Origin of the sequence: Streptomyces sp. ACA25 (genome assembly GCF_028200735.1) — a bacterium.
Taxonomy (GTDB): domain Bacteria; phylum Actinomycetota; class Actinomycetes; order Streptomycetales; family Streptomycetaceae; genus Streptomyces.
The window spans coordinates 154,958-181,841 of record NZ_JAQKPV010000002.1 but is presented as its reverse complement, the minus strand read 5'-3'; the positions used below and the strand labels follow the sequence as shown (position 1 = coordinate 181,841).

The following is a 26,884-nucleotide window of genomic DNA, read 5'->3' as shown; positions in this document are numbered from 1 at the left end:
CGTCACCATGAGGATGTTCGACACCGTACTTGTCGCCAACCGCGGTGAGATCGCCGTCCGCGTCATCCGCACCCTGCGGCAGCTGGGCATCCGCTCCGTCGCCGTGCACAGCGACGCGGACGCCGGGGCCCGCCATGTCCGGGAGGCCGACACCGCCGTCCGGATCGGCCCCGCGGCAGCGGCCGAGAGCTACCTGTCGGCCGACCGGCTGCTCGATGCGGCGGCCCGCACCGGCGTTCAGGCCGTCCACCCCGGCTACGGCTTCCTGGCAGAGAACGCCGCCTTCGCCCGCGCCGTCACCGGTGCCGGTCTGGTCTTCATCGGCCCCACGGCCGAGGCCATCGAGCTCATGGGTGACAAGATCCGGGCCAAGGAAACCGTCAAGGCGGCCGGCGTCCCCGTCGTGCCCGGCTCCTCCGGTTCCGGGCTGGACGACGCGGCGCTGGCCACCGCCGCCCGGGAAGTCGGCCTGCCGGTGCTGCTCAAGCCCTCGGCGGGCGGCGGCGGCAAGGGCATGCGGCTGGTCCGCGACCCGGAGCTGCTGGCCGAGGAGATCGCCGCCGCCCGCCGGGAGGCCCGCAGCTCCTTCGGGGACGGCACTCTGCTGGTGGAGCGCTGGATCGACCGGCCCCGGCACATCGAGATCCAGGTGCTCGCCGACGAACACGGCAACGTCATCCACCTCGGTGAGCGGGAGTGCTCGCTGCAGCGCCGGCACCAGAAGATCATCGAAGAGGCCCCCAGCCCGCTGCTCGACGAGCGGACCCGCGCCGCGATGGGCGAGGCCGCCGTCAACGCCGCGCGTTCCTGCGGCTACCGCGGCGCGGGCACGGTGGAGTTCATCGTTCCGGGCAGCGACCCGGACGCGTACTTCTTCATGGAGATGAACACCCGCCTCCAGGTCGAGCACCCGGTCACCGAGCTGGTCACCGGCCTCGACCTCGTCGCCTGCCAGCTGCGGATCGCCGCGGGCGAGCCGCTCACCCACCGGCAGGAGCACATCCGGCTCACCGGCCACGCGATCGAGGCCCGGATCTGCGCCGAGGACCCGGCCCGCGGCTTCCTGCCGACGGGCGGGACCGTCCTGGCACTGGCCGAACCGCAGGGCGGCGGAGTGCGCACCGACTCCGGGCTGCTGGCCGGCGGTGCCGTGGGCAGTGACTACGACCCCATGCTGGCGAAGGTCATCGCCCATGGCCCGGACCGGGCGAGCGCCCTGCGCACGCTCCGCCGCGCGCTGGGCGACACCGTGATCCTCGGCGTGCAGACCAACACCGGCTTCCTGCGCCGCCTGCTGGACCATCCCGACGTCCGGGCCGGCGAGCTGGACACCGGGCTGGTGGAGCGCGACGCCGACCGGCTGGTGCCCGCCGGGGTGCCGCCCGAGGTCCACCGGGCCGCGGCGCTGCTCCGGCAGCACCGGATGGCCCCGGTCCCGGACGCGCACGGCTGGACCGACCCGTTCTCCGTCCCCTCCGGCTGGCGGGTGGACGGCACCCCCGTTCCCGTCGTCCACCACCTGCGCGTCCCCGGCCAGGATCCGGTCGAGGTGGCCGGTCCGGTGGAGGGGGAGGTGACCGGCGACCGGCTGAGCGTCCCGGTGGACGGGCTGCTCCACCACTTCCGGTACGCGGGGGACTGGCTGGGCCGCGACGGGGACACCTGGCAGGTCCAGGACCACGATCCGGTGGCCCCCGCCGGGGCCCACGGGGCGCTGGGCGCCGACGCACTCACCGCGCCCATGCCCGGCACGGTCACCGTGGTCAAGGCGGCCGTCGGTGACGAGGTGACCGCGGGCCAGGCCCTGCTGATCGTCGAGGCAATGAAGATGGAGCACGTGATCGCCGCCCCGCACGCCGGCACCGTCGCCGAGCTCGAGGTCATCGCGGGCAGCACGGTCGCCATGGACCAGGTCCTCGCCGTCGTCAGCCCGCACGACCCGCTCGAGAGCACCTCCGGAGAACCGGAGCACGCCGCCCGGCAGGAGGAAGCACCATGACCGGAACCCTGGATCTCGGGCTGCCCGCGCAGGTCCGCGCCGACGGGCTCCCGGCCCGGGTGCGGATCCACGAAGTCGGTCCCCGGGACGGCCTGCAGAACGAACAGGCGGTCGTCCCGCTGGAGGTGAAGTCCGGTTTCATCCACCGGCTCGCCGACACCGGGCTCACCACCGTCGAGGCCGGCAGCTTCGTGCACCCCCGGTGGGTGCCGCAGCTCGCCGACGCCGAACAGCTGATGCCCGAACTCGGCGACCTCGCCGGCCGCGTCCGGCTGCCCGTGCTGGTGCCCAACGAGCGTGGCCTCGACCGGGCCCTGGCCCACGGGATGCGCGACATCGCGGTCTTCGCCAGCGCCACCGAGTCCTTCGCCCGGGCCAACCTGAACCGCACGGTCGAGGAATCCCTGGCCATGTTCGCGCCGGTCGTCACCCGCGCGAAGGAAGCCGGGCTGAGTGTCCGGGGCTACGTCTCGATGTGCTTCGGGGACCCCTGGGAGGGCCCGGTGGAGACGGAGCAGGTGGTGCACGTCTGCCGTCGGCTGAGCGACCTCGGCTGTGACGAGATCAGCCTCGGCGACACCATCGGCGTCGCCACCCCCGGCCACGTCACCGCGCTGCTCACCGCCCTCGGCACCGCCGGAATCGCCACCGACCGCCTGGCCGTGCACTTCCACGACACCTACGGCCAGGCACTGTCCAACACACTGACCGCGCTCCAGCACGGCATCACCACGGTCGATGCCTCCGCGGGCGGCCTCGGCGGCTGCCCTTATGCCAGGAGCGCGACGGGCAACCTCGCCACCGAGGATCTGCTCTGGATGCTGCACGGCCTCGGCATCGATACCGGGGTCGACCTGGGCGCTCTGGTCGCCACCAGCGACTGGATGGCCGGGCAGCTGGGACGGCCGAGCCCGTCCCGCACTGTACGCGCGCTCTCCCACAAGGAGTCCTGACCATGCCCCTGGACCACCGGCTCGCCTCCGAGCACGAGGAACTCCGCCGCACTGTCGAGGCGTTCGCCCACGACGTGATCGCCCCGAAGATCGGTGACCATTACGAGCGGCACGAGTTCCCCTACGGGATCGTCCGCGAGATGGGCCGGATGGGTCTCTTCGGACTGCCCTTCCCCGAGGAGTACGGCGGCATGGGTGGTGACTACCTCGCGCTGTGCATCGCCCTGGAGGAACTCGCCCGTGTCGACTCCTCCGTCGCCATCACCCTCGAGGCAGGCGTCTCCCTCGGCGCCATGCCGCTGTACCGCTTCGGTACCGAGGAACAGAAGCGTCAGTGGCTTCCGCGCCTGTGCTCCGGCGACATGCTGGGTGCCTTCGGCCTCACCGAGCCGGAGTGCGGATCGGATGCGGGCGGCACTCGCACCACCGCGGTCCGGGACGGTGACGAGTGGGTGATCAACGGCAGCAAGAGCTTCATCACCAACTCAGGCACCGACATCACCGGTCTGGTCACCGTCACCGCCGTCACCGGCCGCAAGCCGGACGGTGCGCCCCGGATCTCCACGATCATCGTCCCCTCCGGCACCCCCGGCTTCACCGTCGCCGCCCCGTATTCCAAGGTGGGCTGGAACGCCTCCGACACCCGGGAGCTGTCGTTCGCCGACGTCCGGGTCCCGGTGGCCAACCTGCTGGGGGAGGAGGGCCGCGGTTATGCCCAGTTCCTGCGCATCCTCGACGAGGGCCGGATCGCCATCGCCGCGCTCGCCACCGGCCTGGCCCAGGGCTGTGTGGACGAGTCGGTGTCCTACGCCGGTGCCCGGGAGGCGTTCGGCAGGCCGATCGGCGCCAACCAGGCGATCCAGTTCAAGCTGGCCGACATGGAGATGCGCGCCCACACCGCCCGCCTGGCCTGGCGCGACGCCGCGTCCCGGCTGACGGCCGGGGAGCCGTTCAAGAAGGAGGCCGCCATCGCCAAGCTGTATTCCTCGGAGATCGCGGTCACCAACGCCCGGGAAGCCACCCAGATCCACGGCGGCTACGGCTTCATGAACGAATACCCGGTCGCCCGGATGTGGCGCGACTCCAAGATCCTGGAAATCGGCGAGGGTACCAGCGAGGTCCAGCGCATGCTCATTGCCCGCGAACTCGGCGTCCCCTCAGCCTGACTCGAACTGACCCCCCCCGGGGACGGCGGCCGACTGCCGTCCCCGGGGGGCGGAGGCGCGGACCGGGTCCGGAAACCCGTCACGAGGAAGAGAGTTACCATCACGTAACTTACTGACGGGTTATATAACCTGCTGTGACGCTGCTAGCTTGCGCTCACCTGCTACGGAGCAGAATGAGGAGTGAGCCGTGGGTCACCAGATCGCCCGTTCACGTTCCTTCGTCCCGCCCGGGGCCGGGCCTGTTCCGGGCCGGTCCGCTGTTCCCGGCCGAGGGTGGAGGCGGCAGCGCCTGCGACGGCTGTTCACCGCGGTGGCCACGGCAGTCTGCGTGGGGCTGTCGGTCACGCCGGCCTCCGCCGCCGCTCCCCCGGAACCCGGGGAGTCCCGGGGCGTGACCATCCCCGCCTTCTACCATCCGCCTGCCGAGCTGCCCGCCGCCAACGGCGCGGTCATCCGCACCGAACCGCTGCCCCTCGGCCTGAGCCTTCCGGGCCTGGACGGCCGGGTGATGCCGGGTACGGCAACCCGGCTGATGTACAAGTCCACCGACTCCAACGGCCTGCCTGTCGCGGTGACCGGCGCCTACCTCGAACCTTCGGCGGCCTGGCAGGGCGGAGGACCCCGCCCCTTGGTGGCGCTGGCCTCGGGCACCATGGGTCAGGGTGACCAGTGCGCACCGTCGATGACGCTGCAGTATCCGCTGACCCTCACGGGGGAGACCGTCTCGGTCGGCTACGAACTCCTCGCGATGTACCGGCTGCTGTCCACCGGGGCGGCGGTCGTCGTCACGGACTACGTCGGTCTCGGCACCACGGACCGGCTCCACACCTACGTCAACCGCCTCGACCAGGGGCACGCCCTGCTGGACGCGGTCCGCGCGGCACGTTCCGTGCCCGGGGCATCGGTCACCGGCGACTCGCGCATCGGTCTGTACGGCTACAGCCAGGGCGGTGGTGCCGGAGCGGCAGCCGCCGAACTCCAGCCCTCCTACGCACCCGAGATCGAGCTGGCCGGCACCTATGCCGGTGCGCCGCCCGCCGACCTGACCGCGGTCATGAAGGGCATCGACGGCAGCGCCCTGGCCGGCGCGCTGGGCTGGTCCATCAACGGTTTCGCCCAGGCCGACCCCGACCTGCGGGCGGTTGTCGAGGCCCACCTCAACGCCACCGGCAGGGCCGCGCTGGAGGACACCTCGACCATGTGCGTCGGTGAGGCGCTCTTCGGCTACGGCTTCACGAAGAGCTCCCGGTGGACCACCGGTGGCCAGTCCATTGGCGAGATCATCGCGGCCGACCCCCGCGCACAGGCTGCTCTGGACAAGCAGCGTATCGGCACGCTCGAGCCGGCCGGCCCGGTGCGCCTGGCCACCGGTGTTCAGGACGACATCGTTCCCCACCGCCAGTCGCGTCAGCTGGCCGTGGACTGGTGCCGCAAGGGCGGCAATATCACCTACGCCCCCGTCCTGCTGCCGAATCTCGGGGACAAGCTCCTGACCAACCACCTCGTGCCGCTCCTCGCCGACCAGGGTGCGGCGATCTCCTGGCTCACCGACCGCCTCGCGGGCAAGGCGGCCACCTCCAACTGCTGGACGATGCCCTTCCAGCCCTGACCCGACACGTCACGGCGGCCCGCAGCGCCACTGCGCGGGCGGGTCACCGTGACGTGGAGTGCCGGGCAGGTGGGGTGGAGACGCCGGATGTCCGACACGTTGCTGCCCGATATCGGGCAGGATTGTTGCGAAAAGGGTCTTGCACCCGCAGTATCTAGGGGTGTTCGAACGTCGTACGCCCCACGAGGACCTCGTGGACCATCTGGTGCGCAGCACCTCGCTGGGACGCGGGGAGGCTGCTCGGGTGGTACTCGACGTGCTGGCGTACTTCGACGAGACGACCGAGGAATTCGTCCGCAGGAGACACCGCGAGCTGCAGTCCGGAGGGCTGACCAACACCGGCATCTTTCTGCGGATCGCGGAGGAGCTGCCGCACCGGGCGGTGGCCCCGCCGGAGCTGTCCCAGCGGCAGCTGCGCAGGATCGTATACGGCTGAGGCGCCGCAGAGCGCCCCGGTGCGACGGGCGCCGCTCCGCTCTGCGGGCAGCTCCAGGGCACAGCGCCGGCCACCGCACGCGGGCGGTCAGCGGCCGGGCGAGCCTCTCGGGAACCGAAGAGCAGAAGCAAGCACCAGGAGGAACCACCATGTGCGGAATCGTCGGATACATCGGCAGGCGCGACGTCGCCCCTCTCCTCCTGGAAGGGCTGCAGCGGTTGGAGTACCGGGGCTACGACTCGGCGGGGATCGCCATCCACAGCAGTGGCAAGGGCGGCGGCCTGAAAACGGTCAAGAACAAGGGCCGGGTCCGTGAGCTGGAGGAGAAGGTGCCCGCCCGCTTCGCCGGCACCTGCGGCATCGCGCACACCCGCTGGGCCACCCACGGTGCCCCCAATGATGTGAACTCCCACCCGCACCAGGACAGCGAGGGCAAGGTCGCGGTCGTCCACAACGGCATCATCGACAACTTCACCGAGCTGCGCGCCAAACTCGTAGCCGACGGGGTCGAGTTCACCTCCGAAACCGACACCGAGGTGGTCGCCCACCTGGTCGGCCGGTCGCAGGCGGACACTCTGGAGGACAAGGTCCGCGAGGCGCTGCGCCACATCGAGGGCACCTACGGCATCGCCGTACTGCACGCCGACTTCCCCGACCGCATCGTGGCGGCCCGTAACGGTTCGCCCGTGGTGCTGGGCATCGGTGAGAAGGAAATGCTGGTCGCCTCCGACGTGGCCGCCCTGATCAGCCACACCCGTCAGGTCATCACGCTGGACGACGGTGAGATGGCCACCATCAAGGCCGACGACTACCGCACCTACACCACGGACGGCAGCCGCACCTCCGCATCGCCCACCACGGTGGAGTGGGAAGCGGAGAGCTACGACATGGGCGGCCACGACACCTACATGCACAAGGAGATCGCCGAGCAGGCGGAGGCCGTGGACCGGGTCCTGCGGGGCCGGATCGACGACCGGTTCGCCACGGTCCGGCTCGGTGGCCTCAACCTGGACGCCCGGGAGGCACGCACCATGCGCCGGGTGAAGATTCTCGGCTGCGGCTCCGCCTACCACGCCGGCCAGATCGGCGCCCAGATGATCGAGGAGCTGGCCCGTATCCCCGCCGACGCGGAGCCGGCCAGCGAGTTCCGCTACCGCAATGCGGTGGTCGACCCCGACACGCTCTACATCGCGGTCAGCCAGTCGGGGGAGACGTACGACACCCTGGCCGCGGTGCAGGAGCTGAAGCGCAAGGGTGCCAGGGTGCTCGGAGTGGTGAATGTGGTCGGCTCGGCCATCGCCCGGGAGACGGACGGGGGCGTCTACGTGCACGCCGGTCCGGAGGTCTGCGTGGTGTCGACCAAGTGCTTCACCAACACCGCTGTCGCCTTCGCGCTCCTGGCCCTGCACCTCGGCCGCATCCGGGATCTGTCGGTCGCCGACGGCAAGCGGATCATTGCGGGGCTGCGGAAGCTGCCCGACCAGATTTCCCGGATCATGGCCGATGAGGACCGGATCGCGAAGCTCGCCGCCGACTTCGCGGACGCCAAGAGCATGATGTTCGTCGGCCGGGTGCGCGGCTTCCCGGTGGCCAAGGAGGCCTCGCTGAAGCTGAAGGAGGTCTCCTACATCCACGCCGAGGCCTACCCCGCCTCCGAGCTGAAGCACGGCCCGCTCGCCCTCATCGAGCCCGCGGTCCCGACGGTGGCGATCGTCCCGAACGACGATCTGCTGGAGAAGAACCGGGCCACGCTGGAGGAGATCAAGGCGCGCAGCGGCCGGATCCTCGCTGTTGCCCACCAGGAGCAGGCCAAGGCCGACGACACGATCATCGTCCCGCAGAACGAGCCCGAGCTCGACCCGGTCCTGATGGGTATCCCGCTGCAGTTGCTCGCTTACCACACGGCGCTCAGCCTGGGCCGGGACATCGACAAGCCGCGAAACCTCGCGAAGTCCGTGACCGTGGAGTAGGAACGAGCAGGTGGCGGCCCCGTGGAGAATGTGCCACCGGGCACCCTCCACGGGGGCCGCCAACTGGCGCCGGCGTCGCCCATTACGCCGGCGGAAGGCCGCCGCCGGGGTCCGTCACCTCCCGTCAGCGGCCAAGTGGTGATGCACCCGTTATGCCCATCACAAGCGCACAATCCACCTGGTGGGCGGGAAAATTTGATGCTGCGTCCGAGGACGGACCCACGGATCGTCGCTCAGGCGGCGGGGGTCTCCCCGCCTGACGCGTGGTCAGGGGATGACGATCACGGGGCGGCTGGCGCGCCGGGCGAGCCGCCCGGAGACGGACCCGAAGACCCGGCCGAGGAAGCCGTGGGTGGACCCGACCACGATGGCGTCCGCCGCGTACTCGCGGCCGACCTCCTCCAGTTCGTGGCAGATGTCACCGCCGCGTTCCAGCAGCACCCAAGGGACTTCGGCCAGGTGGTCGGCGCAGGCCAGTTCCATCCCCAGAACCTCGGTGCGGTGGTCCGGGACGTCCACCAGCGCGGGCGGTTCGCAGCCGGCCCACACCGTCGTCGGCAGCCGGTTGGCCACGTGCACGATGATCAGCCCTGAACCTGCCCGGAAGGCCATGCCCACGGCGTAGGCCAGGGCCCGCTCACTCGCGGTGGAGCCGTCGAAGCCGACCACCACACCGTGCTGGAACGCGGGATCCTGTGAAGTGCAGGAGTCAGCCGCCGACTCGGCTGGAGTCGTGGAATCAACGACTCGCTTGCGGTCGGACGGCTCGGGAAGCTCGTATCCAGCCATGGGTGTCTCGGCGGGTGTCAGCGAGGAAACCTCGTGCGGACGTGGGGAGCGCGAAGCGGGACGAGCGGAGAGAGACCGCCTCTTCCACAGGTTCCACCTCCAGAATACGTCGTGGGTCATGTCCTGCCCAGAGTGAGTGCCGACAACCTCTGTGGCCCTGCCGGGCAGCATCGCGCAGCGGTCGGGCCGACGCAATGATGCTCCGCGTTTCACGTGACGGAGGACACGCGAGCGCGCGCAGGGAGTAAAAAGGTGCCGGAGTGGCGGACGGTGCAGGGGGTCGCAGAGGGGGCGCAGGGAGTCGTGGGGGGAGCATTTCGCAAGGGGTGTCCTGGCTGCGCGGTGCTGGGGGGCCCGGCCCGGGCAGCCCTTCCCGGAGTCACGGCAAGGGTCGGCCAGGCGTCCTCCCGGAGCCGGTGCGGGGCCGATCCGCCGCGGTCCGGGCGGAGACCGGGGGCAGGGGTGCGGTCCGCTGCGGACGGCCCGTCTGAGCTGCGCATCTGCCCTCCGGCGAAGGCCCGGGAGGGCGGGTGGAAGGGTGTTCCGGTACTTCGGATGCCGGCCGTGGGCCGCTGACAGCTTTTATTTTCAGCCAACTTCGCCTCGCACCATACGGGGTGACGAATCGTTCTGCGATCACCTCTTGTACACCAGTGCGCACGGGGAGAGGCGGCGCTCGGTCAACGCGGGGAACGACCCGGACGGGGAGGCGTACTTCCCCCGACCGCAGTTACGTGGAACGCTTCCTGATCGAATGCTTCGCGCCACGTTGTCATGTCGATATAGCGCCGAGTGGTGAACTTGTCCCGCCGACCTCGTCCGACGCAGTAGATTCGATCTTGGCAATCACGTCGGGGGAAACGTGCAGGACCGAGAGGATGCGACGACCGAGGGAACTGAGGAGCATGAGCCAGGACCCAACGCACGGCCCCGAACCAGCCGTCAAGCTCGCTGCCCGGCGCCGCCGCGAGATCGTCGCGGTGCTGCTGTTCAGCGGCAGCCCCATGTTCGAGAGTTCCATCCCGCTCTCCGTGTTCGGTGTCGACCGACAGGACGCCGGAGTGCCCCGCTACCGGCTGCTGGCCTGTGCGGGGGAGGACGGGCCGCTGCGCACCACCGGCGGCCTCGAGTTGCGGGCGCCCTACGGACTGGGTGCCCTGGCACGCGCCGGCACGGTCATAGTCCCGGCCTGGCGGTCCATCACGGGGCCGCCGCCCAGCGCTGCGTTGAGTGCGCTGCGGCGTGCGCACAACGAGGGCGCCAGGGTGGTGGGGCTGTGCACCGGTGCCTTCGCACTCGGTGCGGCCGGGCTTCTGGACGGCCGCCCGGCCACCACCCACTGGATGTACGCCCCGACTCTCGCTAAGCGGTATCCCTCGGTGCACGTGGATCCCCGCGAGTTGTTCGTCGACGACGGTGACATCCTCACCTCGGCCGGCACGGCCGCCGGTATCGACCTGTGCCTGCACATCGTGCGCACCGATCACGGTGCCGAAGCGGCCAACGCGCTGGCCCGCCGGCTGGTCCTGCCGCCCCGCCGCGGCAACAACGCCGAGTCCGGACACCACCGGCATCTGGACAGGTCTTTACCTGAGGACATCGGGGCCGACCCGCTCGCCGAGGTCGTCGCCTGGGCCCTGGAACACCTGCACGAACAGTTCGATGTCGAGACGCTGGCCGCGCGCGCCTACATGAGCCGCCGCACCTTCGACCGGCGGTTCCGGTCGCTGACCGGCAGTGCGCCGCTGCAGTGGCTGATCACGCAGCGCGTGCTGCAGGCCCAGCGGCTGCTGGAGGTCTCGGACTACTCCGTCGACGAGGTGGCCGGGCGCTGCGGCTTCCGCTCGCCGGTCGCGCTGCGCGGGCACTTCCGGCGGCAGCTGGGCGCCTCCCCGGCTGCCTACCGGGCTGCCTACCGGGCCCGGCAGCAGGCATCCGGGGATGCGGCCGCCCGCGGCGGGAGGCCCGTCCTCGACGGCCAGCCGTCCCGGGTGCCGGGCCAGCGGGGACGCCCCGTCCAGTGAGCAGTACCCGCTACCGGGCAGTGCTCACCGCCGTGCGGCCGAAGCGTAAGGTGATCGCATGAACGATCGCATGGTGTGGATCGACTGCGAGATGACCGGACTCTCGCTGGCCGACGACGCGCTCATCGAGGTGGCCGCCCTGGTCACCGACTCGGAGCTCAATGTGCTCGGCGAGGGCGTGGACGTCGTGATCCGCCCGCCGGACGGTGCGCTGGAGTCCATGCCGGAGGTGGTGCGGGCGATGCACACCGCCTCCGGCCTGCTGGACGAGTTGGAGGCCGGTACCTCGCTGGCCGACGCCGAGAAGCAGGTCCTCGACTACCTCCGCGAGTTCGCCCCGGAGGCCGGCCGGGCCCCGCTGTGCGGCAACTCCGTCGGGACCGACCGGGGTTTCCTCGCCCGGGACATGCCGCAGCTCGTTTCCCACCTGCACTACCGGATCGTCGACGTCTCCTCGGTCAAGGAGCTCGCCCGCCGCTGGTATCCCCGGGCCTACTACAACAGCCCGGAAAAGGGCGGCAGCCACCGGGCGCTGGCGGACATCCAGGAGTCGATCGCGGAGTTGCGCTACTACCGCGAGGCCGTCTTCGTACCCCCGCCCGGTCCGGATTCCGACACCGCCAAACGCCTCGCGGCCCGGCACGTCCATCGGTAGACGAAACCCTGGCGCGAGCACCCGCACGAAGCCTGTACACTCATTACCGGCCGGTGCAGAGAGCGCAGTAACCTTCCGCAGCCGGTCATGGTGGGTGTAGCTCAGCTGGTAGAGCACCTGGTTGTGGTCCAGGTGGCCGCGGGTTCAAGTCCCGTCACTCACCCCACGGCCTCATGGGTCCGACCTGCGAAACGGGTCGGACCCATGAGGCGTTTCCGGGGGCATGGGTGCGGGTCCGGGGAGCGGACCTGCTGTGCGGCGCCACGGCCCGTCCTCGTTAGGATCACAGCCCCTGTCCGCCCCTCGCGCGCAGGGCTGCCATCGATCCTTCTCCGGAGAGGCGTGACGGACTCATGGATGCTGCGGCCATACCGGAGCTGCGGGCGGAGGCGAGCCCGGCCGGTTTCTGGGACACGGTCAGCGGGACCCAGGCGCACCCCGAGCTGTGGCTGGTGCTCGCGACCGCGGGCGTGGCGCTGCTGCTCGTCGGGCCCTGGCAGGTCTGGCGGATCACCCGGAACAGCATCACGATCGCCCATGAGGGCGGGCACGGACTGGTCGCGCTCCTGACCGGACGGACGCTGCAGGGCATCCGGCTGCACTCCGACACCTCCGGCCTCACCGTCTCCCGCGGCAAGCCGACCGGATTCGGCATGATCCTCACCGCTGCCGCCGGATACGTCGCGCCCTCCCTGCTCGGGCTCGGTGGGGCCTTGCTGCTCACCGGTGGCTACGTCACCCTGCTGCTCTGGGGTGCCACGGCGCTGCTGCTCGCCATGCTGGTGATGATCCGCAACCTGTACGGCATCCTCACCGTGGTCCTCACCGGAGCCGCCTTCCTGCTGGTCTCCTTCCTGACGGACCCGGAGGTGCAGGCGGCCTTCGCCTACGTGGTGGTCTGGTTCCTCCTGTTCGGCGGAGTGCGGCCGGTGTTCGAACTCCAGCGCAAGCGGAGGCGCGGTGCGGCGGGTGACTCGGACGCCGACCAGCTGGCCCGGCTCACCCGGATGCCGCCGCTGGTCTGGCTCCTGGTCTTCCACGCCGTCACCCTGGCGTGCCTCTTCGGTGCCGGAAGCCGGCTGCTGAATGTCTGAGCAGCGTGGTGGCACTGGGTGACGCACTAAAGTGAAACCCATGACCGTACACCTGTCGCCCGAGCACCCTTCCGGCACCTCACTGTGGCCCGCGCCGCTCGCTCCCGGCAGTGTCGACGCGACCGTCACCGTGCCCGGCTCCAAGTCGGTCACGAACCGCGCGCTGATCCTGGCGGCGCACGCCGCCGACCCGGGCTGGCTGCGCCGTCCGCTGCGTTCGCGGGACACCCTGCTGATGGTGGAGGGCCTCCGCTCGCTGGGGATCGGCATCGAGGAGACGGTCTCCTCCAGCTCCTCGGTCTCCGGCGTCCCCGAGGGCCGCGGCGAGGCGTGGCGGGTCATCCCGGCGGCTCCGCAGGGCCCGGCCACCGTGCACGTCGGCAACGCGGGCACCGTCATGCGCTTCCTGCCGCCGCTCGCGGCACTCGCCGAGGGCCCGGTCCGTTTCGACGGCGACCCGCGGTCGCACGAGCGCCCGCTGCACGGCGTCATCAACGCGCTGCGCGTGCTCGGCGCCCGGATCGAGGACGAGGGCCGGGGCGCCCTGCCCCTCACCGTGCACGGCACGGGCATGATCGAGGGCGGGCCCGTCGAGATCGATGCCTCCTCGTCCTCGCAGTTCGTCAGCGCATTGCTGCTCTCCGGCCCCCGCTTCAACCAGGGGGTCGAGGTGCGCCACGTCGGCGGGCCGCTGCCGTCGATGCCGCACATCCGGATGACGGTGGACATGCTCCGGGCCGCCGGGGCCCAGGTGACCGCCCCGGAGTCCGGCGGTGAGCCCGATGTCTGGCGGGTGACGCCGGGCGCGCTGCTCGGCCGTGACCTGGTGGTCGAGCCGGATCTGTCCAACGCCCAGCCGTTCCTGGCGGCCGCCCTGGTCACCGGCGGAACGGTCACCATTCCCGACTGGCCCGAGCACACCACGCAGCCCGGTGACGCCCTGCGGGAGCTCTTCACCCGGATGGGCGGCGAGTGCCGTCTCGACGGGCGTGGCCTCACCTTCCGGGGCACCGGGCGGATCCTGGGCCTCGACGCCGACCTGAGCGAGGTCGGTGAGCTCACTCCGGGCATCGCCGCGGTCGCCGCACTCGCGGAGGGGGAGTCGGTGCTCCGCGGCGTGGCGCACCTGCGGCTGCACGAGACGGACCGGCTGGCCGCGCTCACCCGGGAGATCAACGGCCTCGGCGGTGAGGTCACCGAGACCGCGGACGGGCTGCGCATCCGCCCGCGCCCGCTGCACGGCGGCGTGTTCCACACCTACGAGGACCACCGGCTCGCCACCGCGGGCGCCCTGCTGGGCCTGGTCGTCAAGGGTGTCGAGGTGGAGGACATCGCGACCACCGCCAAGACCATGCCGGACTTCCCGGAGCTCTGGCACGGCATGCTCGCCTCCTCCGGGCCGAAGGCCTGAAGGCGCGGCCGGGAGCATGCGCCGTTACGGCAAGAACACCGACGAGGACGACATCCGGTTCCGTCCCGGCACCCATGGGAGCAGGCCGCGGACCCGGATCCGTCCCAAGCACGAGGACGCCGCCGAGGGCTTCGTCCTGACGGTGGATCGTGGCCGCTACACCTGCCTGGTCGGTGACCGGTCGGTGACCGCGATGAAGGCCCGCGAGCTGGGCCGTAAGGGAGTGGTGGTCGGCGACCGGGTCGCGGTGGTCGGTGACCTGACGGGCAAGAAGGACACTCTGGCCCGCATCGTGCGGGTGGAGAAGCGCACCTCGGTGCTGCGCCGGACAGCCGATGACGATGACCCCTACGAGCGGGTCGTCGTCGCCAACGCCGACCAGCTGGCGATCGTCACGGCGCTCGCCGACCCCGAGCCGCGTCCCCGGATGATCGACCGCTGCCTGGTCGGGGCCTACGACGCCGGGCTCGACCCGCTGCTCATCCTGACCAAGTCCGACCTCGCCGCACCGGACGACCTGCTGGACGCCTACCGGCCGCTCGGCATCCGGTACGTGGTGACCAGCGCCGATGAGCTCGCTGCCGGAGGTGCGGAGCGGGTCCGGGAACTGCTGTACGACCGGGTCACGGTGTTCTTCGGCCACAGCGGTGTCGGTAAGACCACGCTGGTCAACGCGCTGGTTCCGGAGCGGCAGCGGGCCACCGGGGTGGTCAACGCGGTCACCGGGCGGGGGCGGCACACCACGACATCCGTCCTCGCGCTGCCGTTGCCCGGCACGCGGGGGTGGGCGATCGACACCCCGGGGGTGCGGTCCTTCGGGCTGCATCACGTGGACCCGTCCCGGGTGATCAATGCCTTTCCCGATCTGCAGCCCGGTACCGCCGAGTGTCCCCGCTCGTGCAGTCACACCGAGCCGGACTGCGCGCTGGACGCCTGGGTGGCCGGGGGCCATGCAGAGCCGGCCAGGCTCGACTCACTGCGCCGGCTGCTGGCCACCCGGGAGCGCCGCGAGGGGGAGTGAGGCACCGGCGGGGCCAGCGGGAGACGGGGCGCCAGGGTACTCCACCCGGCGGATCGTTGTGTCGCCCGGCGCGCGGGTGCGGCCCCGCCGGTGTGCCCCTTCCGAGCCCGGCCGGATACTGTTTCGGGCATGCCCGACTACCACGATGATCTGCGCCTCGCCCACGTGCTGGCCGACGCCGCCGACGCCACGACGATGGAGCGGTTCAAGGCTCTCGACCTCGAAGTGGAGACAAAGCCGGACATGACTCCGGTCACCGAGGCGGACCGGGGTGCCGAGGAGCTGATCCGTTCCGCCCTCCGCCGGGCCCGGCCGCGCGACGCGGTGCTGGGTGAGGAGTACGGCAGCGAGGGGCACGGAACGCGACGCTGGATCATCGACCCGATCGACGGTACCAAGAATTATGTGCGCGGAGTGCCGGTCTGGGCGACCCTGATCGCGCTGATGGAGGAGGACGAGAACGGCGACCGGCCGGTGGTCGGGGTGGTGTCCGCACCGGCGCTGCAACGCCGCTGGTGGGCCGCGCTGGACCGGGGGGCGTTCACCGGTCGCAGCCTGACCTCGGCCTCCCGGATGCATGTCTCACGGGTGAAGGGTCTGGAGCACGCTTCGTTCGCGTACTCCTCGCTGACCGGCTGGGAGGAGCGGGGCAAGCTCGACGGCTTTCTGGAGCTGTCCCGGGACTGCTGGCGCACCCGGGCCTACGGGGACTTCTGGACTTACATGATGGTCGCCGAGGGTTCGGTCGATCTCTGTGCCGAGCCGGAGCTGTCCATGTGGGACATGGCGGCCCCCGCGATCGTGGTGACGGAGGCGGGGGGCCGCTTCACCGGCCTGGACGGGGTGGACGGGGTGCACGGCGGGAACGCCGCGGCCTCCAACGGGCTCCTGCACGGTGATCTGCTGGCCTACCTGGGCGACTGAGCGCGGTCCCCCGGTGGCCGCCAGGGCCCGGTCGCCGGTTCACGCCCCGTGCGCCGGGGCGGCGGGCGGCCCGGGCGACCTCGCGGCACGACAACCGCCCGCATACGCAACGTCGCACCCCTTGTTGGGCGCGTGACCTTATGTGATGCTGAGCATGTCTGCGCTTGTGACTTTGTGAAAGCCTTCACTGGCCCCGAAAGCGGCCGGGGCGGCCTCACCCAGGAGGTGGCTCACTCCATGCTCGTACGCGACGCCATGAGTACCGTTGTCCTCACCATTGGCCCGGATCACACCCTGAGACAGGCGGCCGCGCTGATGTCCGAGCGGAAAGTGGGCGCGGCGGTCGTGCTCGACGGCGACACCTGCGGAATCGGCATCCTCACCGAACGGGACGTGCTGCGCTCGGTGGGAGCGGGAGAGGACCCGGACCGGGAGCGGGCCGGCGCGCACACCACCACCGACGTGGTGTTCGCGGCACCGGCCTGGACCCTGGTCGACGCCGCCACCGCGATGACCCAGGGCGGTTTCCGGCACCTCATCGTGCTGGACGACCGGGAGCCCGTCGGCATCGTCTCGGTACGGGACATCATCAGCTGCTGGGCTCCGGTACTCAGTGTGCGGTGACACGCGGGGACACGCGTGAGCGTGCACCGACGTGCCACACCGGGTACCGGAGCCGGGCAGGTCCGGAGCGGCCGGAGCCTTGGGCGTCCGGCCGCTCCGGAGTGGGACGGCAAGCGGCCTCAGGCGCGGAGGGCCTGGACCGCGGCCTCCAGCCGCTTGCCGTAGTCCTCGTCCGCCTTGCGGAAGTTGGCGATGGCCCGCTCGGCGATGTCGTCGCGCGAGACCTGGGAGATGAAGCCCGCGAGGTTGTCGATCAGCCGCTGCTGCTCGTCCGCGGACATCAGCCGGTAGAGGTTGCCGGCCTGGACGAAGTCGTTGTCCTCCGCGTGCGCGGGGGCCGTGGCCTCGACGGTCGCGCCGGTGGTGTCGACCGGCTCCCACAGCGGGCGGTCCGTCTGGACCGGGCCGCCGAAGCTGTTCGGCTCGTAGTTCTTCGTCCGGCCGTGCCGGCCGTCGTAGAGCGCGCCGTCACGGCCGTGCGAACGGGCCTCGGTGGCGTGCGGGCGGTTGACCGGGAGATGGTCGGCGTTGATGCCCACCCGGTAGCGGTGCGCGTCGCCGTAGGCGAAGAGACGCCCCTGCAGCATCTTGTCGGGGGACGGCCCGATGCCCGGCACGAAGTGGTGCGGGGAGAAGATGGACTGCTCGACCTCGGCGAAGATGTTCTCCGGGTTGCGGTTGAGCTCCATCTTCCCGATCTCCATGAGCGGGTAGTCCGCGTGCGGCCAGACCTTGGTCAGGTCGAACGGGTTGAAGCGGTAGGTGGGCGCCTCGTCCGCCGGCATGACCTGGACGTACACGGTCCAGGAGGGGAAGTCGCCGCGCTCGATGGACTCGCGCAGGTCGCGCTGGTGGCTGTCCGGGTCCTTGCCGGCGAGCACGTCGGCCTCGTCCTGGAGCAGGGACTTGATGCCCTGGTCGGTCTTGAAGTGGTACTTGACCCAGAAGACCTCGCCGGCCTCGTTGCTCCACTGGAAGGTGTGCGAGCCGAAGCCGTGCATGTGCCGGTAGGAGGCGGGGATGCCACGGTCACCGAACAGCCAGGTCACCTGGTGGGTGGACTCCGGCGAGAGGCCCCAGAAGTCCCAGACGTTGTCCGCCTCCTGAGAGCCCGTGTACGGGTCGCGCTTCTGCGTGTGGATGAAGTCGGGGAACTTGATGGCGTCCTTGATGAAGAACACCGGGGTGTTGTTCCCGACGAGGTCGTAGTTGCCTTCCTCGGTGTAGAACTTGACCGCGAAGCCGCGCGGGTCACGCACCGCGTCCGCCGCGCCCAGGTTCCCCGCCACGGTGGAGAAGCGCGTGAAGACCTCGGTCTGCTTGCCGACCTCGGAGAGGAACGCGGCACGGGTGTACCGGGAGACATCGGCGGTCACGGTGAAGGTGCCGTAGGCACCCGCGCCACGGGCGTGCACGATGCGCTCCGGAATCCGCTCCCGGTTGAAGTGCGCCAGCTTCTCCAGCAGGAGCTGGTCCTGGACCAGTACGGGGCCGCCCGCACCGGCGCTCTGGCTGTTCTGGTTGTCCGCGACCGGTGCTCCGGCCTCGGTGGTGAGCGGTCCCGTTACGGTCTGGTCGGTCATCTACCTGTCACGCCCTTCAGGTCTTCGGATGATGAGTGTGCGCGGGCTCTTGGCCTTTGCCGTACCCGATCCTATATTGGACTTTGTCCAAGTCAAGACGTAGCCCGAAGTCGTACCTCTTCGAGTCCTGTAACGGCTCGCGTTAGGGTGGAAGCATGAGTGACTTGCTACAACGACTCCGTGACCGCGGCTGGCGGCTCACCGCGCAGCGGAGGGTCATCGCCGAGGTGCTGGAGGGGGAGCATGTTCACTTCACCGCTGACGAGGTGCACGCCCGGGCGGTCGAGCGACTGCCGGAGATCTCCCGTGCCTCTGTCTACAACACGCTCGGTGAGCTGGTCTCGATCGGCGAGGTGGTCGAGGTCACCACGGACGGCCGGGCCAAGCGGTACGACCCGAACGCGCACCAGCCGCATCAGCATCTGGTGTGTTCGGGGTGCGGGGTGATCCGGGATGTTCACCTGTCCGGTGACCCGATGGGGGCGCTTCCGGAGGGGGAGCGCTTCGGCTTCAGCGTCTCGGAGGTGTCCGTCACCTACTACGGCCGCTGTCCTGCCTGTGCGGGTGCCGGCGTCGGCTGAGCGGTCGCGATTTGCATCGGCCCACGTCGCGGGGCTAGAGTGAAGGCACAACGACGCGGGGTGGAGCAGCTCGGTAGCTCGCTGGGCTCATAACCCAGAGGTCGCAGGTTCAAATCCTGTCCCCGCTACTGAAGACAAGGGCCCGGATCTTCTCGAAGATCCGGGCCCTTGTGCTGTGCCCGGCCACCGAGTAGCCTCCGCTGAGCAAGCGCTTAGACAGTCAGGGAGGTACCCAGTGCGCCGTACGGTGTTCAACGAGGACCATGAGGCGTTTCGGCAGACCATGCGCGATTTCATCGCTGCCGAGGTCGTGCCGGTCTATCCCTCATGGGAGGAGCAGGGACACGCTCCGCGTGACTTCTACAAGAAGCTCGGCGAGCTGGGTGTCTTCGGGATCGAGGTGCCGGAGGAGTACGGCGGCGCGGGGGAGAACAGCTTCAAGTTCCAGGCCGTGATCACCGAGGAGTGCGCACGGGCCGGAGTGAGCTTCGGCGGCTCCGGGGTGCACACCGCACTGTGCCTGCCCTACCTGCTCGAATACGCCACCGAGGAGCAGAAGCAGCGCTGGCTTCCGCCCTTCGTCTCCGGCGACATGATGACCGCCATCGCCATGACCGAGCCCGGTACCGGATCCGACCTGGCCGGCATGCAGACCACGGCGAAGCTCTCGGCGGACGGCACCCACTACGTACTCAACGGCGCGAAGACCTTCATCACCGGTGGCGTGCAGGCCGACCGGGTGCTGGTGTGCGCCCGTACCGCACCGGCCGGGCCGGAGGACCGGCGGGCCGGAATCACCCTGCTGGCCGTGGACACCACGAGCGAGGGCTACGCGGTCGGCCGCAAGCTCCAGAAACTCGGGCTGCTCTCCTCCGACACCGCCGAGCTCTCCTTCACCGACGTGAAGGTTCCGGTGGAGGACCGCCTCGGTGAGGAGGGCAAGGCGTTCGGCTACCTCACGCACAACCTGCCGCAGGAGCGGCTCGGCATCGCCTTCGCCGCCTACGCGCAGGCTTCCGCGGCCATCGGCTTCGCCCAGGCCTACGTCAAGGAGCGCACGGTCTTCGGCCGGGAGGTCGCCTCCTTCCAGAACACCAAGTTCGTCCTCGCCGACTGCCGGGCGGACGTGGACGCCATGCAGGCCGTCGTGGACCGGGCGCTCGAGGCACTGGACGCCGGTGAGCTCACCGCGGCGGACGCGGCGTCCACCAAGCTGTTCACCACCGAGCGGGCCGCCCAGGTCATCGACAAGTGTCTGCAACTGCACGGTGGTTACGGTTACATGCGGGAGTACCCGATCTCCCGGCTGTACGCGGACACCCGCGTGACGCGGATCTACGGGGGAACCAGCGAGGTCATGCGGTCCATCATCGCCAAGGCAATGGGACTCTGACCCCGGCCGTCAGGTAGAACTGGTTCTATGAACAAGACCTTGCAGTACCTGCTCGAAGTGCTCGACCTGGAGCGGATCGAGCAGGACATCTTCCGGGGGAAGAGTCACGCCTCCGTGATCCCCCGGGTCTTCGGAGGGCAGGTGGCCGCGCAAGCACTGGTGGCCGCCTGCCGCACCGTCGACGAGGACCGGCTGCCGCACAGCCTGCACTCGTACTTCCTGCGCGGCGGGGATCCCGGGGCCCCGATCGTGTACGACGTGGACCGGATCCGTGACGGCCGGTCCTTCACCACCCGGCGGGTCGTCGCGATCCAGCACGGCCAGCCGATCTTTCACCTCTCGGCCTCCTTCCAGGTCCACGAGGAAGGGCTCGAGCACCAGGAGCCGATGCCGGCCGCCCCGGCCCCGGAGACGCTGCTCACCGCTGACGAGATGCTGCCGAAGTACGCCGGTCACTTCCTGCACGAGAGCGTGGTCGAGCTCATGCTGGAGGCCCGGCGGGCGGTCGACCTGCGGTACGTGGCGGAGCCGCCGTTCGCCACCGCCGGTGCCCCGCGCGATCCGGTCTCCCAGGTGTGGTTCCGCACCAACGGGAAGCTGGAGGGCGTCCACGACAGCCCGATGCTGCACATGTGCCTGGCCACCTACGTGTCCGACATGACACTGCTGGACTCGGTGCTCCTGGCGCACGGGCGCGGCGGCTGGACGGTCGGGGACGTGGTCGGGGCGAGCCTGGACCACGCGATGTGGTTCCACCGCCCGTTCCGCGCCGACGAGTGGCTGCTCTACGACACGGACTCACCCACCTCCCAGAGCGGCCGGGGCCTGGCCCGGGGCCGGATCTTCACCCAGGACGGAAAGCTCGCGGTCTCCGTCATCCAGGAGGGCGTGGTGCGCGTCCCGCGGGCCCTGAGCTGACCGAGTGGGCCCGGTTCCGGCCGGGCGTCCTCCCGGTCGCGCGGAGGTGCTCCGGCGGTACACGGTTCAGGCCAGGCCCGCCGCGTCCAGCAGGTAGGCCGTCATCGGCTCGTAGGAGCGCGGGTTGACCACGTGGTCGTCCAGCGGCACGCAGACGCTCAGGGTGCCTTCCGCCTCGCCGAGGAAGAGTGCCGGGTCGTTGCTGTCGGCGAAACCCACCGCCTCGATACCGGCCTGCGCCGCGCAGCCCGCCCAGCCGTGGTCCGCGATCACCAGGCCGGGCAGCTCCTGACCCTCCCGCGGCAGCGCGCGCAGGATCTCGGCCATCGGCGCGGGGGAGTGGGTGTGCCACAGCGTCGCGCCGCGCTCGTGCACCGCCACCCCGGCCACCTGCGTCACCACGCCGCCGTCGGCCGTCAGGCCGAGCGGCACCCGGACCAGCTCGCAGCCGGCCGCCCGCAGTGCGGCGGCCACCTGGGCGTGCACATCGAGCAGGCCGCCCGGGTGCCCGGTGGCGGTCAGCACCGGCCGCCGGTCCGCCGCCGCCTTGCGGAGCAGGGCGGCCGTCCGGTCGAGCGCCGCGAGGGTGAGCACGGGGTCGATGGTGTCCTGTCCCTGGCGGTGCTCCGGGTCCTCGTCCACCCCGCAGCGCTCCGCCATGACCGCGAGGACGTCCTGCTCGTCCGTCCAGCGGTCCCCCAGCTCCAGGCCGAGCCAGAAGTGCCGGTTGCCGTTCGCCAGCTCACGGTAGTGCGAGAGGTTGTTCTCCCGAGGTGTGGCGACCCGGCCGGCGATCCGGCTGCGGAGCAGGTGCTCGAGAAGCTCGGAGCGGGAGGGCACGGCAGTCAGCGTCGGCATACGGACATTGTGACCCGTATCGAGGAGCGCTCGTACGGAGTGTCCAAACCGTGACGCCCCACCGTGCGAAACGTCCACCCGCGCGCACCCGGGGCCGCCACTACTCTCGAACGCATGCGCAGTACAGAACCGCCCCGAGGCCCTGTCGATTCCTCCCGCATCCCCCGGTACGCAGGTCCGGCGACCTTTGCCCGGCTGCCCCGGCTGGACGAGGTGGGCGGCACCGCGGACGTCGCCGTCGTCGGTGTCCCCTTCGACACCGGGGTCTCCTACCGGCCCGGTGCCCGGTTCGGCGGCAACGCCATCCGCGAGGCGTCCCGGCTGCTCCGCCCGTACAACCCCGCACAGGACGCCTCCCCCTTCGCGCTGGCCCAGGTGGCAGACGCCGGGGACATCGCTGCCAACCCGTTCAGCATCGACGAGGCCGTGGAGACCGTGCAGGCCGCCGCCGACGAGCTCCTGGACTCCGGTTCCCGGCTGATGACCCTCGGTGGCGACCACACCATTGCCCTGCCGCTGCTGCGGTCGGTCGCCCGGAAGCACGGCCCGGTCGCGCTGCTGCACTTCGACGCGCACCTGGACACCTGGGACACCTACTTCGGCGCCGAGTACACCCACGGCACCCCGTTCCGCCGGGCGGTGGAGGAGGGCATCCTCGACACCTCGGCGCTCTCCCACGTCGGCATCCGCGGACCGCTCTACGGCCGTAAGGACCTCGACGACGACGAGAAGATGGGCTTCGGCATCGTGACCTCCGCCGATGTGATGCGCCGCGGGGTGGACGAGGTCGCCCAGCAGCTGCGGGAGCGCATCGGGGACCGGCCGCTGTACATCTCCGTCGACATCGACGTCCTGGACCCGGCGCACGCGCCGGGCACCGGAACGCCGGAGGCGGGCGGGCTGACCTCCCGGGAACTGCTGGAGATTCTCCGCGGTCTGGCCGGCTGCCACCTGGTCTCCGCCGATCTGGTGGAGGTGGCCCCGGCCTACGACCACGCCGAGATCACCTCGGTCGCCGCCTCCCACACCGCCTACGAGCTCACCACCCTCATGGCCCGGCAGATCGCCGGTGTCCGCGCGGACGGCTGACTGTCGCCGCCGGGCGGGGCCGGAGGCTCCGTTCCGGCCCCGCCCGGGCCGGCGAGGGATCGCCGTGCGGCGGCGGCCCGCCACCGCACGGCGATGCCGCCACGGGCTGCGTGCCGTCCCAAGTAAGGGCTCCCGCAATGAATTAGCTATTGCAAGCACCCTGAGCGGGCTTGTCCGCCGCGCACGCCCCGTCGCGGGCGGAAGGCCGGTCCCGGCTGTCGCCGCTGCCCGCTCCCCGGCGCCGGGCCGCCGCGAGTGCCCGGAGCGTTGTGCAGCTGTAACAAAGAAATCCCCCCGTACAGGCTAAGCAAGCGGTCACTCATGGTGGTAGGTTCCAAACCTGCCACCGGTAGGCGCGGCCGTCACCGATCGGCGGCACTGATGCGGAAGGGATCGCGCAGCGATGAGTATTCGTGCCCATGGACGTGCCTGGAAGACCGCCGTTGCGGGTGCCACCGTGCTCTCACTGACCCTGGCCGGGTGCTCCAGCGGCCCGGGAGACAGCGGCTCCACCGTCTCGGTTCTCGCCGCCGACTACGGGGAACGCACCGCCATCCCCATCTCGGAGTACTGGGACGACCTCACCGCCCGGTTCACCGAGGAGAACCCGGGCATCGAGGTCGAGGTCGAGCTGGTCCCGTGGGAGGAGCTCGATGTCACGCTCGCCCAGCGGTACGAGGCAGGCAACCCGCCGGACATAGCCCAGGCCGGCTCCTACGCGGAGTACGTCGCGGAAGACGCCCTCCACCCGGCCGGCGACATGCTGTCCATGCCGGTGATCTCCGACTTCGTTCCCACCCTGGCCTCGGCCGGCGAGGTGGTCTACAAGCAGTACGGCATGCCGTTCATCAGCAGCACCCCGCAGCTCTTCTACAACGACGCGTTGTTCGAGCAGGCCGGCATCGACGGGCCGCCGGACTCCTGGGACGAGCTGCAGACGGCCGCCCAGGCGCTGAGCGACGCCGGGGTCGCCACCCCGTACGCCCTGCAGTTCGGGGCGGACAGCATCCACGAGGAGGCCATGGCCTGGATCCTCGGCGCGGGCGGCAGCTACACCAACATCACGGACGCCTACGTCCTCGACCGGCCGGAGAACATCGAGGCGATCACCTGGCTCAAGGACAATCTGGTCGGCGCGGACCTGGTGGGCCCGGACCCGGCCCTGGGCCGCGGGGCCGCCTACCGCGGCTTCCTGACCGGAGAGGTCGGGATGCTGCTCGCCCACCCCTCGCTGCTCGGCGCCATCGCCGCGGCCGGGACGCCGGCCAAGCACGCGCCCTTCCCGTCCCTGGAGGGCGGCCCGGCCGCCCCGACGGGCCACTCCGACTGGCTGCTCGGCTTCCGTGGCTCGGGGAACGCGAAGCAGATGGGGACATTCCTGGACTTCCTCTACCGCAAGGAGAACGTCGCCAGCGGCACCGGCGACTACGGGTCCATCCCGTCCACCGTCTCCGGCGGTGAGTCGCTGCTGGAAACGGAGGACTACCGCGCGCTGTGGCCCTTCATCGAGCAGATGCCCATCGCCCGCCTCCAGCCGATGAGCCGTCACAGCTGGCTGGAGGTCCGCTCCGAGATCAGGACACAGCTCGCGGCCGCGGTCGCCCCGGACGGCGATCCCGAAGCCGTGCTCCGCGCTCTCCAGGCCAGGGCCGACACCCTGCAGAGCGAGCAGTAGCGGCCCGCCCGGCCGGCGCGCTCACCCGGGAGCGAGCGGCGGCCGGGAAGGGCCGGGAGCTCAGGGCGCGGTCAGCACCCGGGGGCCGTCCTCGGTGACGGCCACGGTGTGGGAGAAGTGCGCGGACCTGCTGCCGTCCTCCGAACGCCTGGTCCAGGCGTTCTCCGTGCTGACATGGGTGCCCTGTCCGCCGGCCAGGAACACCGGCGAGATGACGAAGACCATGCCGGGTGTCAGATCCGGGCCGCTGCCGGGCAGGCCGTTGTTGGGCACGGGTGGTCCGTCGCGCAGCGCGCGGCCGGTCGCGTGCCCGCCGATTCCCTCCGGAATCGCGTACCCGGAGGAACGGCCGGTCTCCGCGATGGCGTGCGAGATGTCACCGAGGCGTCCTCCGGGGGCGGCTGCCGAGATGCCTTCCTCCAGGGCGGTCCGGGTGACCTCCAGCAGCTTCTGATCCTCCAGACCGGGGACGCCGACGATCATGCTGAAGGCGGAGGCCGCCGCCCAGCCGTCGAGTATCGCGCCGCAGTCGACGCTCAGCAGGTCTCCCTCGGCGAGCCGGTAGTCGTCGGGGATGCCGTACACGATGGCGTCGTTGACCGAGGTGCTGAGGGTCGCGGGGTACGGCAGCCCTCTCGCGGTGAGGGAGTTGCCCAGCAGCGCCGACTCGGCCCCCGCTTCGGTGAGGATCTTCCGCGCCACGTCGTCCAGTTCGTGGAGGGGCACCCCCACCTCTGCCTCGCGCCGCACCGCGGCCAGTGCTTCGGCGACGATCCGGCCCGTCTCGTGAAGTGCGTTGAGCGCTTCGTCCGTGTTCCGCTCCGTCATGGCCGTGCCTCTCGCTCGAACAATGTCTCATTCCGGTAAAGGTGTGTGCCTGTGCCTTGCTCGGTGAGGACTGGCGTAAACACCGTCAGCTCTGTGTGCGGTGGTGAGAGGGCGCTCGGACGGCGCTCCGGCAGGGGTGCCCGGCCCGCCGCGGCGGACACCGTGCCGGTACCCGGCAGAAACCGACAGGAGGAGAAATGAAGGTGCGTCAGCGGGCCCGGGACGCGGGAATCGTCATCGGCGGCTTCTCCCCGGGGACACACAACGCCCTCACGGACGTGCCGGAGGTACGGGTCGGGCACACCACCCTCCGTCGTCCGCCGGCGGTGCACAGCGGGGTGACGGCCGTCGTCCCCGGAAACGTGGCTCCCGGCGCCGCGCTGCCCGCGGGAGTGTTCACCGGGAACGGCTTCGGCAAGCTCGTCGGGACGACGCAGCTCGCCGAGCTGGGCGTGATCGAGACCCCGGTCGTCCTCACCTCCACCCTGTCGGCGTTCCGGGCCGCGGACGCCCTGGTGACCTGGACGCTGTCCCGGCCCGGCTGCGAGGAGGTGCAGAGCGTCAACCCCGTCGTCGGCGAGTGCAACGACGGCCTGCTGTCGGACATCCGGAGCCGGCCGGTCCGGGAGGAGCACGTGCTGGCCGCGCTCGACGGCGCCCGTGGCGGGCCGGTGGAGGAGGGCTGCGCCGGCGGAGGGACGGGGCTGGGAGCCCTGGGCTTCAAAGGCGGCATCGGCACCGCCTCCCGGGTCCTCGAGGTGGCCGGCACGCCGGTGACCGCCGGAGCGCTGGTGCAGGCGAACTTCGGCGGCACCCTGCGGCTGCTCGGCACCACGGTCACCCCTGCGTCGCTGGGGGTCCCGCCGGATCCGCAGCCTCGGCAGGCGGAGGCCGGCTCCTGCGTGATCGTCGTCGCCACCGACGCGCCGCTGGACGCCAGACAGCTCACCCGGCTCGCCCGCCGTGCCGTGTTCGGGCTGGCCCGGGTGGGTGCCGCCTACGGACACGGGAGCGGCGACTACGGGCTGGCGTTCTCCGTCCGCCCCGGCCCCCGGCCCGTTCCCGACGCCGCTCTGGACCCGCTGTTCGAGGCCGTCCTCGACACGGTCGAGGAATCGGTGCTCAACGCACTGTTCGCCGCCACCACGACCACCGGCGTGCACGGCCGCACTGTGCACGCGCTGCCCGTCTCCCGGCTTCCGCTGCACCGGCCGGACCACGGCTGACGCAGCCGGACCGGGCGGAATGAAAATCCCGCTCACCGGCGTTGAGTCCCCGGTGGAG

23 protein-coding genes and 2 tRNA genes are annotated in these 26,884 nt (G+C 70.8%); 21 read left to right on the top strand and 4 right to left on the bottom strand.

Going from position 1 to position 26,884, the window contains the following annotated elements:
- Window positions 1-13: 13 nt before the first annotated feature.
- The 6 genes from PJ985_RS04535 (at window position 14) to glmS (ending at window position 8,133) form a co-directional block, all read left to right on the top strand.
- Window positions 14-1,999, top strand: coding sequence for an ATP-binding protein (locus PJ985_RS04535; RefSeq protein ID WP_271682521.1), 1,986 nt, complete (start codon window positions 14-16; stop codon window positions 1,997-1,999).
- Window positions 1,996-2,952: a hydroxymethylglutaryl-CoA lyase gene (locus tag PJ985_RS04530; protein WP_271682214.1), complete on the top strand. Its 957-nt coding sequence runs from the start codon at window positions 1,996-1,998 to the stop codon at window positions 2,950-2,952. Before PJ985_RS04535 ends, PJ985_RS04530 begins: the two co-directional genes overlap by 4 nt.
- A 2-nt stretch (window positions 2,953-2,954) precedes the next feature.
- Complete coding sequence (locus PJ985_RS04525; protein WP_271682213.1) at window positions 2,955-4,118, top strand: acyl-CoA dehydrogenase family protein; 1,164 nt, start codon at window positions 2,955-2,957, stop codon at window positions 4,116-4,118.
- Window positions 4,119-4,407: 289 nt separating this feature from the next.
- A complete protein-coding gene (locus tag PJ985_RS04520; RefSeq protein WP_271682520.1) occupies window positions 4,408-5,727 on the top strand; it encodes a lipase family protein in 1,320 nt (439 codons plus the stop codon).
- A gap of 160 nt (window positions 5,728-5,887) precedes the next feature.
- Window positions 5,888-6,163, top strand: a complete 276-nt coding sequence (locus PJ985_RS04515; RefSeq protein ID WP_271682212.1) for a hypothetical protein — start codon at window positions 5,888-5,890, stop codon at window positions 6,161-6,163.
- A 149-nt stretch (window positions 6,164-6,312) separates the two neighbouring features.
- On the top strand, window positions 6,313-8,133 hold the full coding sequence (gene glmS, locus PJ985_RS04510; RefSeq protein ID WP_271682211.1) for a glutamine--fructose-6-phosphate transaminase (isomerizing): 1,821 nt from the start codon (window positions 6,313-6,315) through the stop codon (window positions 8,131-8,133).
- Window positions 8,134-8,400: 267 nt separating this feature from the next.
- Here glmS and PJ985_RS04505 read toward each other — a convergent pair whose 3' ends face one another.
- Window positions 8,401-8,922: a universal stress protein gene (locus PJ985_RS04505; protein WP_271682210.1), complete on the bottom strand. Its 522-nt coding sequence runs from the start codon at window positions 8,920-8,922 to the stop codon at window positions 8,401-8,403.
- A gap of 905 nt (window positions 8,923-9,827) precedes the next feature.
- Between PJ985_RS04505 and PJ985_RS04500 the strand changes: the two genes are divergently transcribed.
- The 8 genes from PJ985_RS04500 (at window position 9,828) to PJ985_RS04465 (ending at window position 16,675) form a co-directional block, all read left to right on the top strand.
- Complete coding sequence (locus PJ985_RS04500; protein ID WP_271682209.1) at window positions 9,828-10,946, top strand: GlxA family transcriptional regulator; 1,119 nt, start codon at window positions 9,828-9,830, stop codon at window positions 10,944-10,946.
- A gap of 58 nt (window positions 10,947-11,004) precedes the next feature.
- On the top strand, window positions 11,005-11,601 hold the full coding sequence (orn, locus tag PJ985_RS04495; RefSeq protein WP_271682208.1) for an oligoribonuclease: 597 nt from the start codon (window positions 11,005-11,007) through the stop codon (window positions 11,599-11,601).
- A gap of 90 nt (window positions 11,602-11,691) precedes the next feature.
- A tRNA-His gene (locus PJ985_RS04490) sits at window positions 11,692-11,767 on the top strand.
- A gap of 187 nt (window positions 11,768-11,954) precedes the next feature.
- Window positions 11,955-12,695, top strand: a complete 741-nt coding sequence (locus tag PJ985_RS04485) for a M50 family metallopeptidase (protein ID WP_271682207.1) — start codon at window positions 11,955-11,957, stop codon at window positions 12,693-12,695.
- A 40-nt stretch (window positions 12,696-12,735) separates the two neighbouring features.
- Window positions 12,736-14,106 carry a 3-phosphoshikimate 1-carboxyvinyltransferase gene (aroA, locus tag PJ985_RS04480; protein ID WP_271682206.1) on the top strand — a complete coding sequence of 457 codons (1,371 nt, stop codon included), beginning with the start codon at window positions 12,736-12,738 and terminating at the stop codon, window positions 14,104-14,106.
- A 16-nt stretch (window positions 14,107-14,122) separates the two neighbouring features.
- Entirely contained in the window at window positions 14,123-15,127 is a 1,005-nt protein-coding gene (rsgA, locus tag PJ985_RS04475) for a ribosome small subunit-dependent GTPase A (RefSeq protein WP_271682205.1), read from the top strand.
- 129 nt (window positions 15,128-15,256) lie between these two features.
- The gene (hisN, locus tag PJ985_RS04470) at window positions 15,257-16,051 is read left to right on the top strand and encodes a histidinol-phosphatase (protein WP_271682204.1); all 795 of its coding nucleotides are present in this window, start codon (window positions 15,257-15,259) and stop codon (window positions 16,049-16,051) included.
- Window positions 16,052-16,288: 237 nt separating this feature from the next.
- A complete protein-coding gene (locus PJ985_RS04465; protein WP_271682203.1) occupies window positions 16,289-16,675 on the top strand; it encodes a CBS domain-containing protein in 387 nt (128 codons plus the stop codon).
- A gap of 119 nt (window positions 16,676-16,794) precedes the next feature.
- On the opposite strand, the gene PJ985_RS04460 is transcribed toward PJ985_RS04465, so the two are convergent.
- Entirely contained in the window at window positions 16,795-18,258 is a 1,464-nt protein-coding gene (locus PJ985_RS04460) for a catalase (protein ID WP_271682202.1), read from the bottom strand.
- Window positions 18,259-18,413: 155 nt separating this feature from the next.
- Between PJ985_RS04460 and PJ985_RS04455 the strand changes: the two genes are divergently transcribed.
- The 4 genes from PJ985_RS04455 (at window position 18,414) to tesB (ending at window position 21,150) form a co-directional block, all read left to right on the top strand.
- Entirely contained in the window at window positions 18,414-18,839 is a 426-nt protein-coding gene (locus PJ985_RS04455) for a Fur family transcriptional regulator (protein ID WP_271682201.1), read from the top strand.
- Between the two features lie 54 nt (window positions 18,840-18,893).
- A tRNA-Met gene (locus tag PJ985_RS04450) sits at window positions 18,894-18,967 on the top strand.
- A gap of 107 nt (window positions 18,968-19,074) precedes the next feature.
- The gene (locus tag PJ985_RS04445; protein WP_271682200.1) at window positions 19,075-20,232 is read left to right on the top strand and encodes an acyl-CoA dehydrogenase family protein; all 1,158 of its coding nucleotides are present in this window, start codon (window positions 19,075-19,077) and stop codon (window positions 20,230-20,232) included.
- A gap of 27 nt (window positions 20,233-20,259) precedes the next feature.
- The gene (gene tesB, locus PJ985_RS04440; RefSeq protein WP_271682199.1) at window positions 20,260-21,150 is read left to right on the top strand and encodes an acyl-CoA thioesterase II; all 891 of its coding nucleotides are present in this window, start codon (window positions 20,260-20,262) and stop codon (window positions 21,148-21,150) included.
- A gap of 66 nt (window positions 21,151-21,216) precedes the next feature.
- On the opposite strand, the gene PJ985_RS04435 is transcribed toward tesB, so the two are convergent.
- Window positions 21,217-22,008, bottom strand: coding sequence for a phosphatase (locus PJ985_RS04435; RefSeq protein WP_271682198.1), 792 nt, complete (start codon window positions 22,006-22,008; stop codon window positions 21,217-21,219).
- A 114-nt stretch (window positions 22,009-22,122) separates the two neighbouring features.
- Here PJ985_RS04435 and speB point away from each other — a divergent pair, with 114 nt between their 5' ends.
- Together speB and PJ985_RS04425 are read left to right on the top strand one after the other, a co-directional pair.
- Window positions 22,123-23,097 carry an agmatinase gene (speB, locus tag PJ985_RS04430; RefSeq protein WP_271682197.1) on the top strand — a complete coding sequence of 325 codons (975 nt, stop codon included), beginning with the start codon at window positions 22,123-22,125 and terminating at the stop codon, window positions 23,095-23,097.
- Window positions 23,098-23,500: 403 nt separating this feature from the next.
- Window positions 23,501-24,772 carry an ABC transporter substrate-binding protein gene (locus PJ985_RS04425; protein WP_271682196.1) on the top strand — a complete coding sequence of 424 codons (1,272 nt, stop codon included), beginning with the start codon at window positions 23,501-23,503 and terminating at the stop codon, window positions 24,770-24,772.
- A gap of 60 nt (window positions 24,773-24,832) precedes the next feature.
- Here the strand turns inward: PJ985_RS04425 and map are convergent, their stop codons facing one another.
- Entirely contained in the window at window positions 24,833-25,600 is a 768-nt protein-coding gene (map, locus tag PJ985_RS04420; RefSeq protein ID WP_271682195.1) for a type I methionyl aminopeptidase, read from the bottom strand.
- Between the two features lie 197 nt (window positions 25,601-25,797).
- Between map and PJ985_RS04415 the strand changes: the two genes are divergently transcribed.
- Window positions 25,798-26,826 (top strand): P1 family peptidase, encoded by a 1,029-nt coding sequence (locus tag PJ985_RS04415; protein ID WP_271682194.1) that lies wholly within the window; start codon window positions 25,798-25,800, stop codon window positions 26,824-26,826.
- Window positions 26,827-26,884: the final 58 nt, after the last annotated feature.

What these genes read in the sequence shown, in the direction of transcription:
- PJ985_RS04535 (WP_271682521.1), top strand. Translation starts at nt 14, where the DNA reads ATGTTCGACACCGTACTTGTCGCCAACCGCGGTGAGATCGCCGTCCGC.
- PJ985_RS04530 (WP_271682214.1), top strand. Translation starts at nt 1,996, where the DNA reads ATGACCGGAACCCTGGATCTCGGGCTGCCCGCGCAGGTCCGCGCCGAC.
- PJ985_RS04525 (WP_271682213.1), top strand. Translation starts at nt 2,955, where the DNA reads ATGCCCCTGGACCACCGGCTCGCCTCCGAGCACGAGGAACTCCGCCGC.
- glmS (WP_271682211.1), top strand. Translation starts at nt 6,313, where the DNA reads ATGTGCGGAATCGTCGGATACATCGGCAGGCGCGACGTCGCCCCTCTC.
- PJ985_RS04505 (WP_271682210.1), bottom strand. Translation starts at nt 8,922, where the DNA reads ATGGCTGGATACGAGCTTCCCGAGCCGTCCGACCGCAAGCGAGTCGTT.
- PJ985_RS04500 (WP_271682209.1), top strand. Translation starts at nt 9,828, where the DNA reads ATGAGCCAGGACCCAACGCACGGCCCCGAACCAGCCGTCAAGCTCGCT.
- orn (WP_271682208.1), top strand. Translation starts at nt 11,005, where the DNA reads ATGAACGATCGCATGGTGTGGATCGACTGCGAGATGACCGGACTCTCG.
- PJ985_RS04485 (WP_271682207.1), top strand. Translation starts at nt 11,955, where the DNA reads ATGGATGCTGCGGCCATACCGGAGCTGCGGGCGGAGGCGAGCCCGGCC.
- aroA (WP_271682206.1), top strand. Translation starts at nt 12,736, where the DNA reads ATGACCGTACACCTGTCGCCCGAGCACCCTTCCGGCACCTCACTGTGG.
- rsgA (WP_271682205.1), top strand. Translation starts at nt 14,123, where the DNA reads ATGCGCCGTTACGGCAAGAACACCGACGAGGACGACATCCGGTTCCGT.
- hisN (WP_271682204.1), top strand. Translation starts at nt 15,257, where the DNA reads ATGCCCGACTACCACGATGATCTGCGCCTCGCCCACGTGCTGGCCGAC.
- PJ985_RS04465 (WP_271682203.1), top strand. Translation starts at nt 16,289, where the DNA reads ATGCTCGTACGCGACGCCATGAGTACCGTTGTCCTCACCATTGGCCCG.
- PJ985_RS04460 (WP_271682202.1), bottom strand. Translation starts at nt 18,258, where the DNA reads ATGACCGACCAGACCGTAACGGGACCGCTCACCACCGAGGCCGGAGCA.
- PJ985_RS04455 (WP_271682201.1), top strand. Translation starts at nt 18,414, where the DNA reads ATGAGTGACTTGCTACAACGACTCCGTGACCGCGGCTGGCGGCTCACC.
- tesB (WP_271682199.1), top strand. Translation starts at nt 20,260, where the DNA reads ATGAACAAGACCTTGCAGTACCTGCTCGAAGTGCTCGACCTGGAGCGG.
- PJ985_RS04435 (WP_271682198.1), bottom strand. Translation starts at nt 22,008, where the DNA reads ATGCCGACGCTGACTGCCGTGCCCTCCCGCTCCGAGCTTCTCGAGCAC.
- speB (WP_271682197.1), top strand. Translation starts at nt 22,123, where the DNA reads ATGCGCAGTACAGAACCGCCCCGAGGCCCTGTCGATTCCTCCCGCATC.
- PJ985_RS04425 (WP_271682196.1), top strand. Translation starts at nt 23,501, where the DNA reads ATGAGTATTCGTGCCCATGGACGTGCCTGGAAGACCGCCGTTGCGGGT.
- map (WP_271682195.1), bottom strand. Translation starts at nt 25,600, where the DNA reads ATGACGGAGCGGAACACGGACGAAGCGCTCAACGCACTTCACGAGACG.
- PJ985_RS04415 (WP_271682194.1), top strand. Translation starts at nt 25,798, where the DNA reads ATGAAGGTGCGTCAGCGGGCCCGGGACGCGGGAATCGTCATCGGCGGC.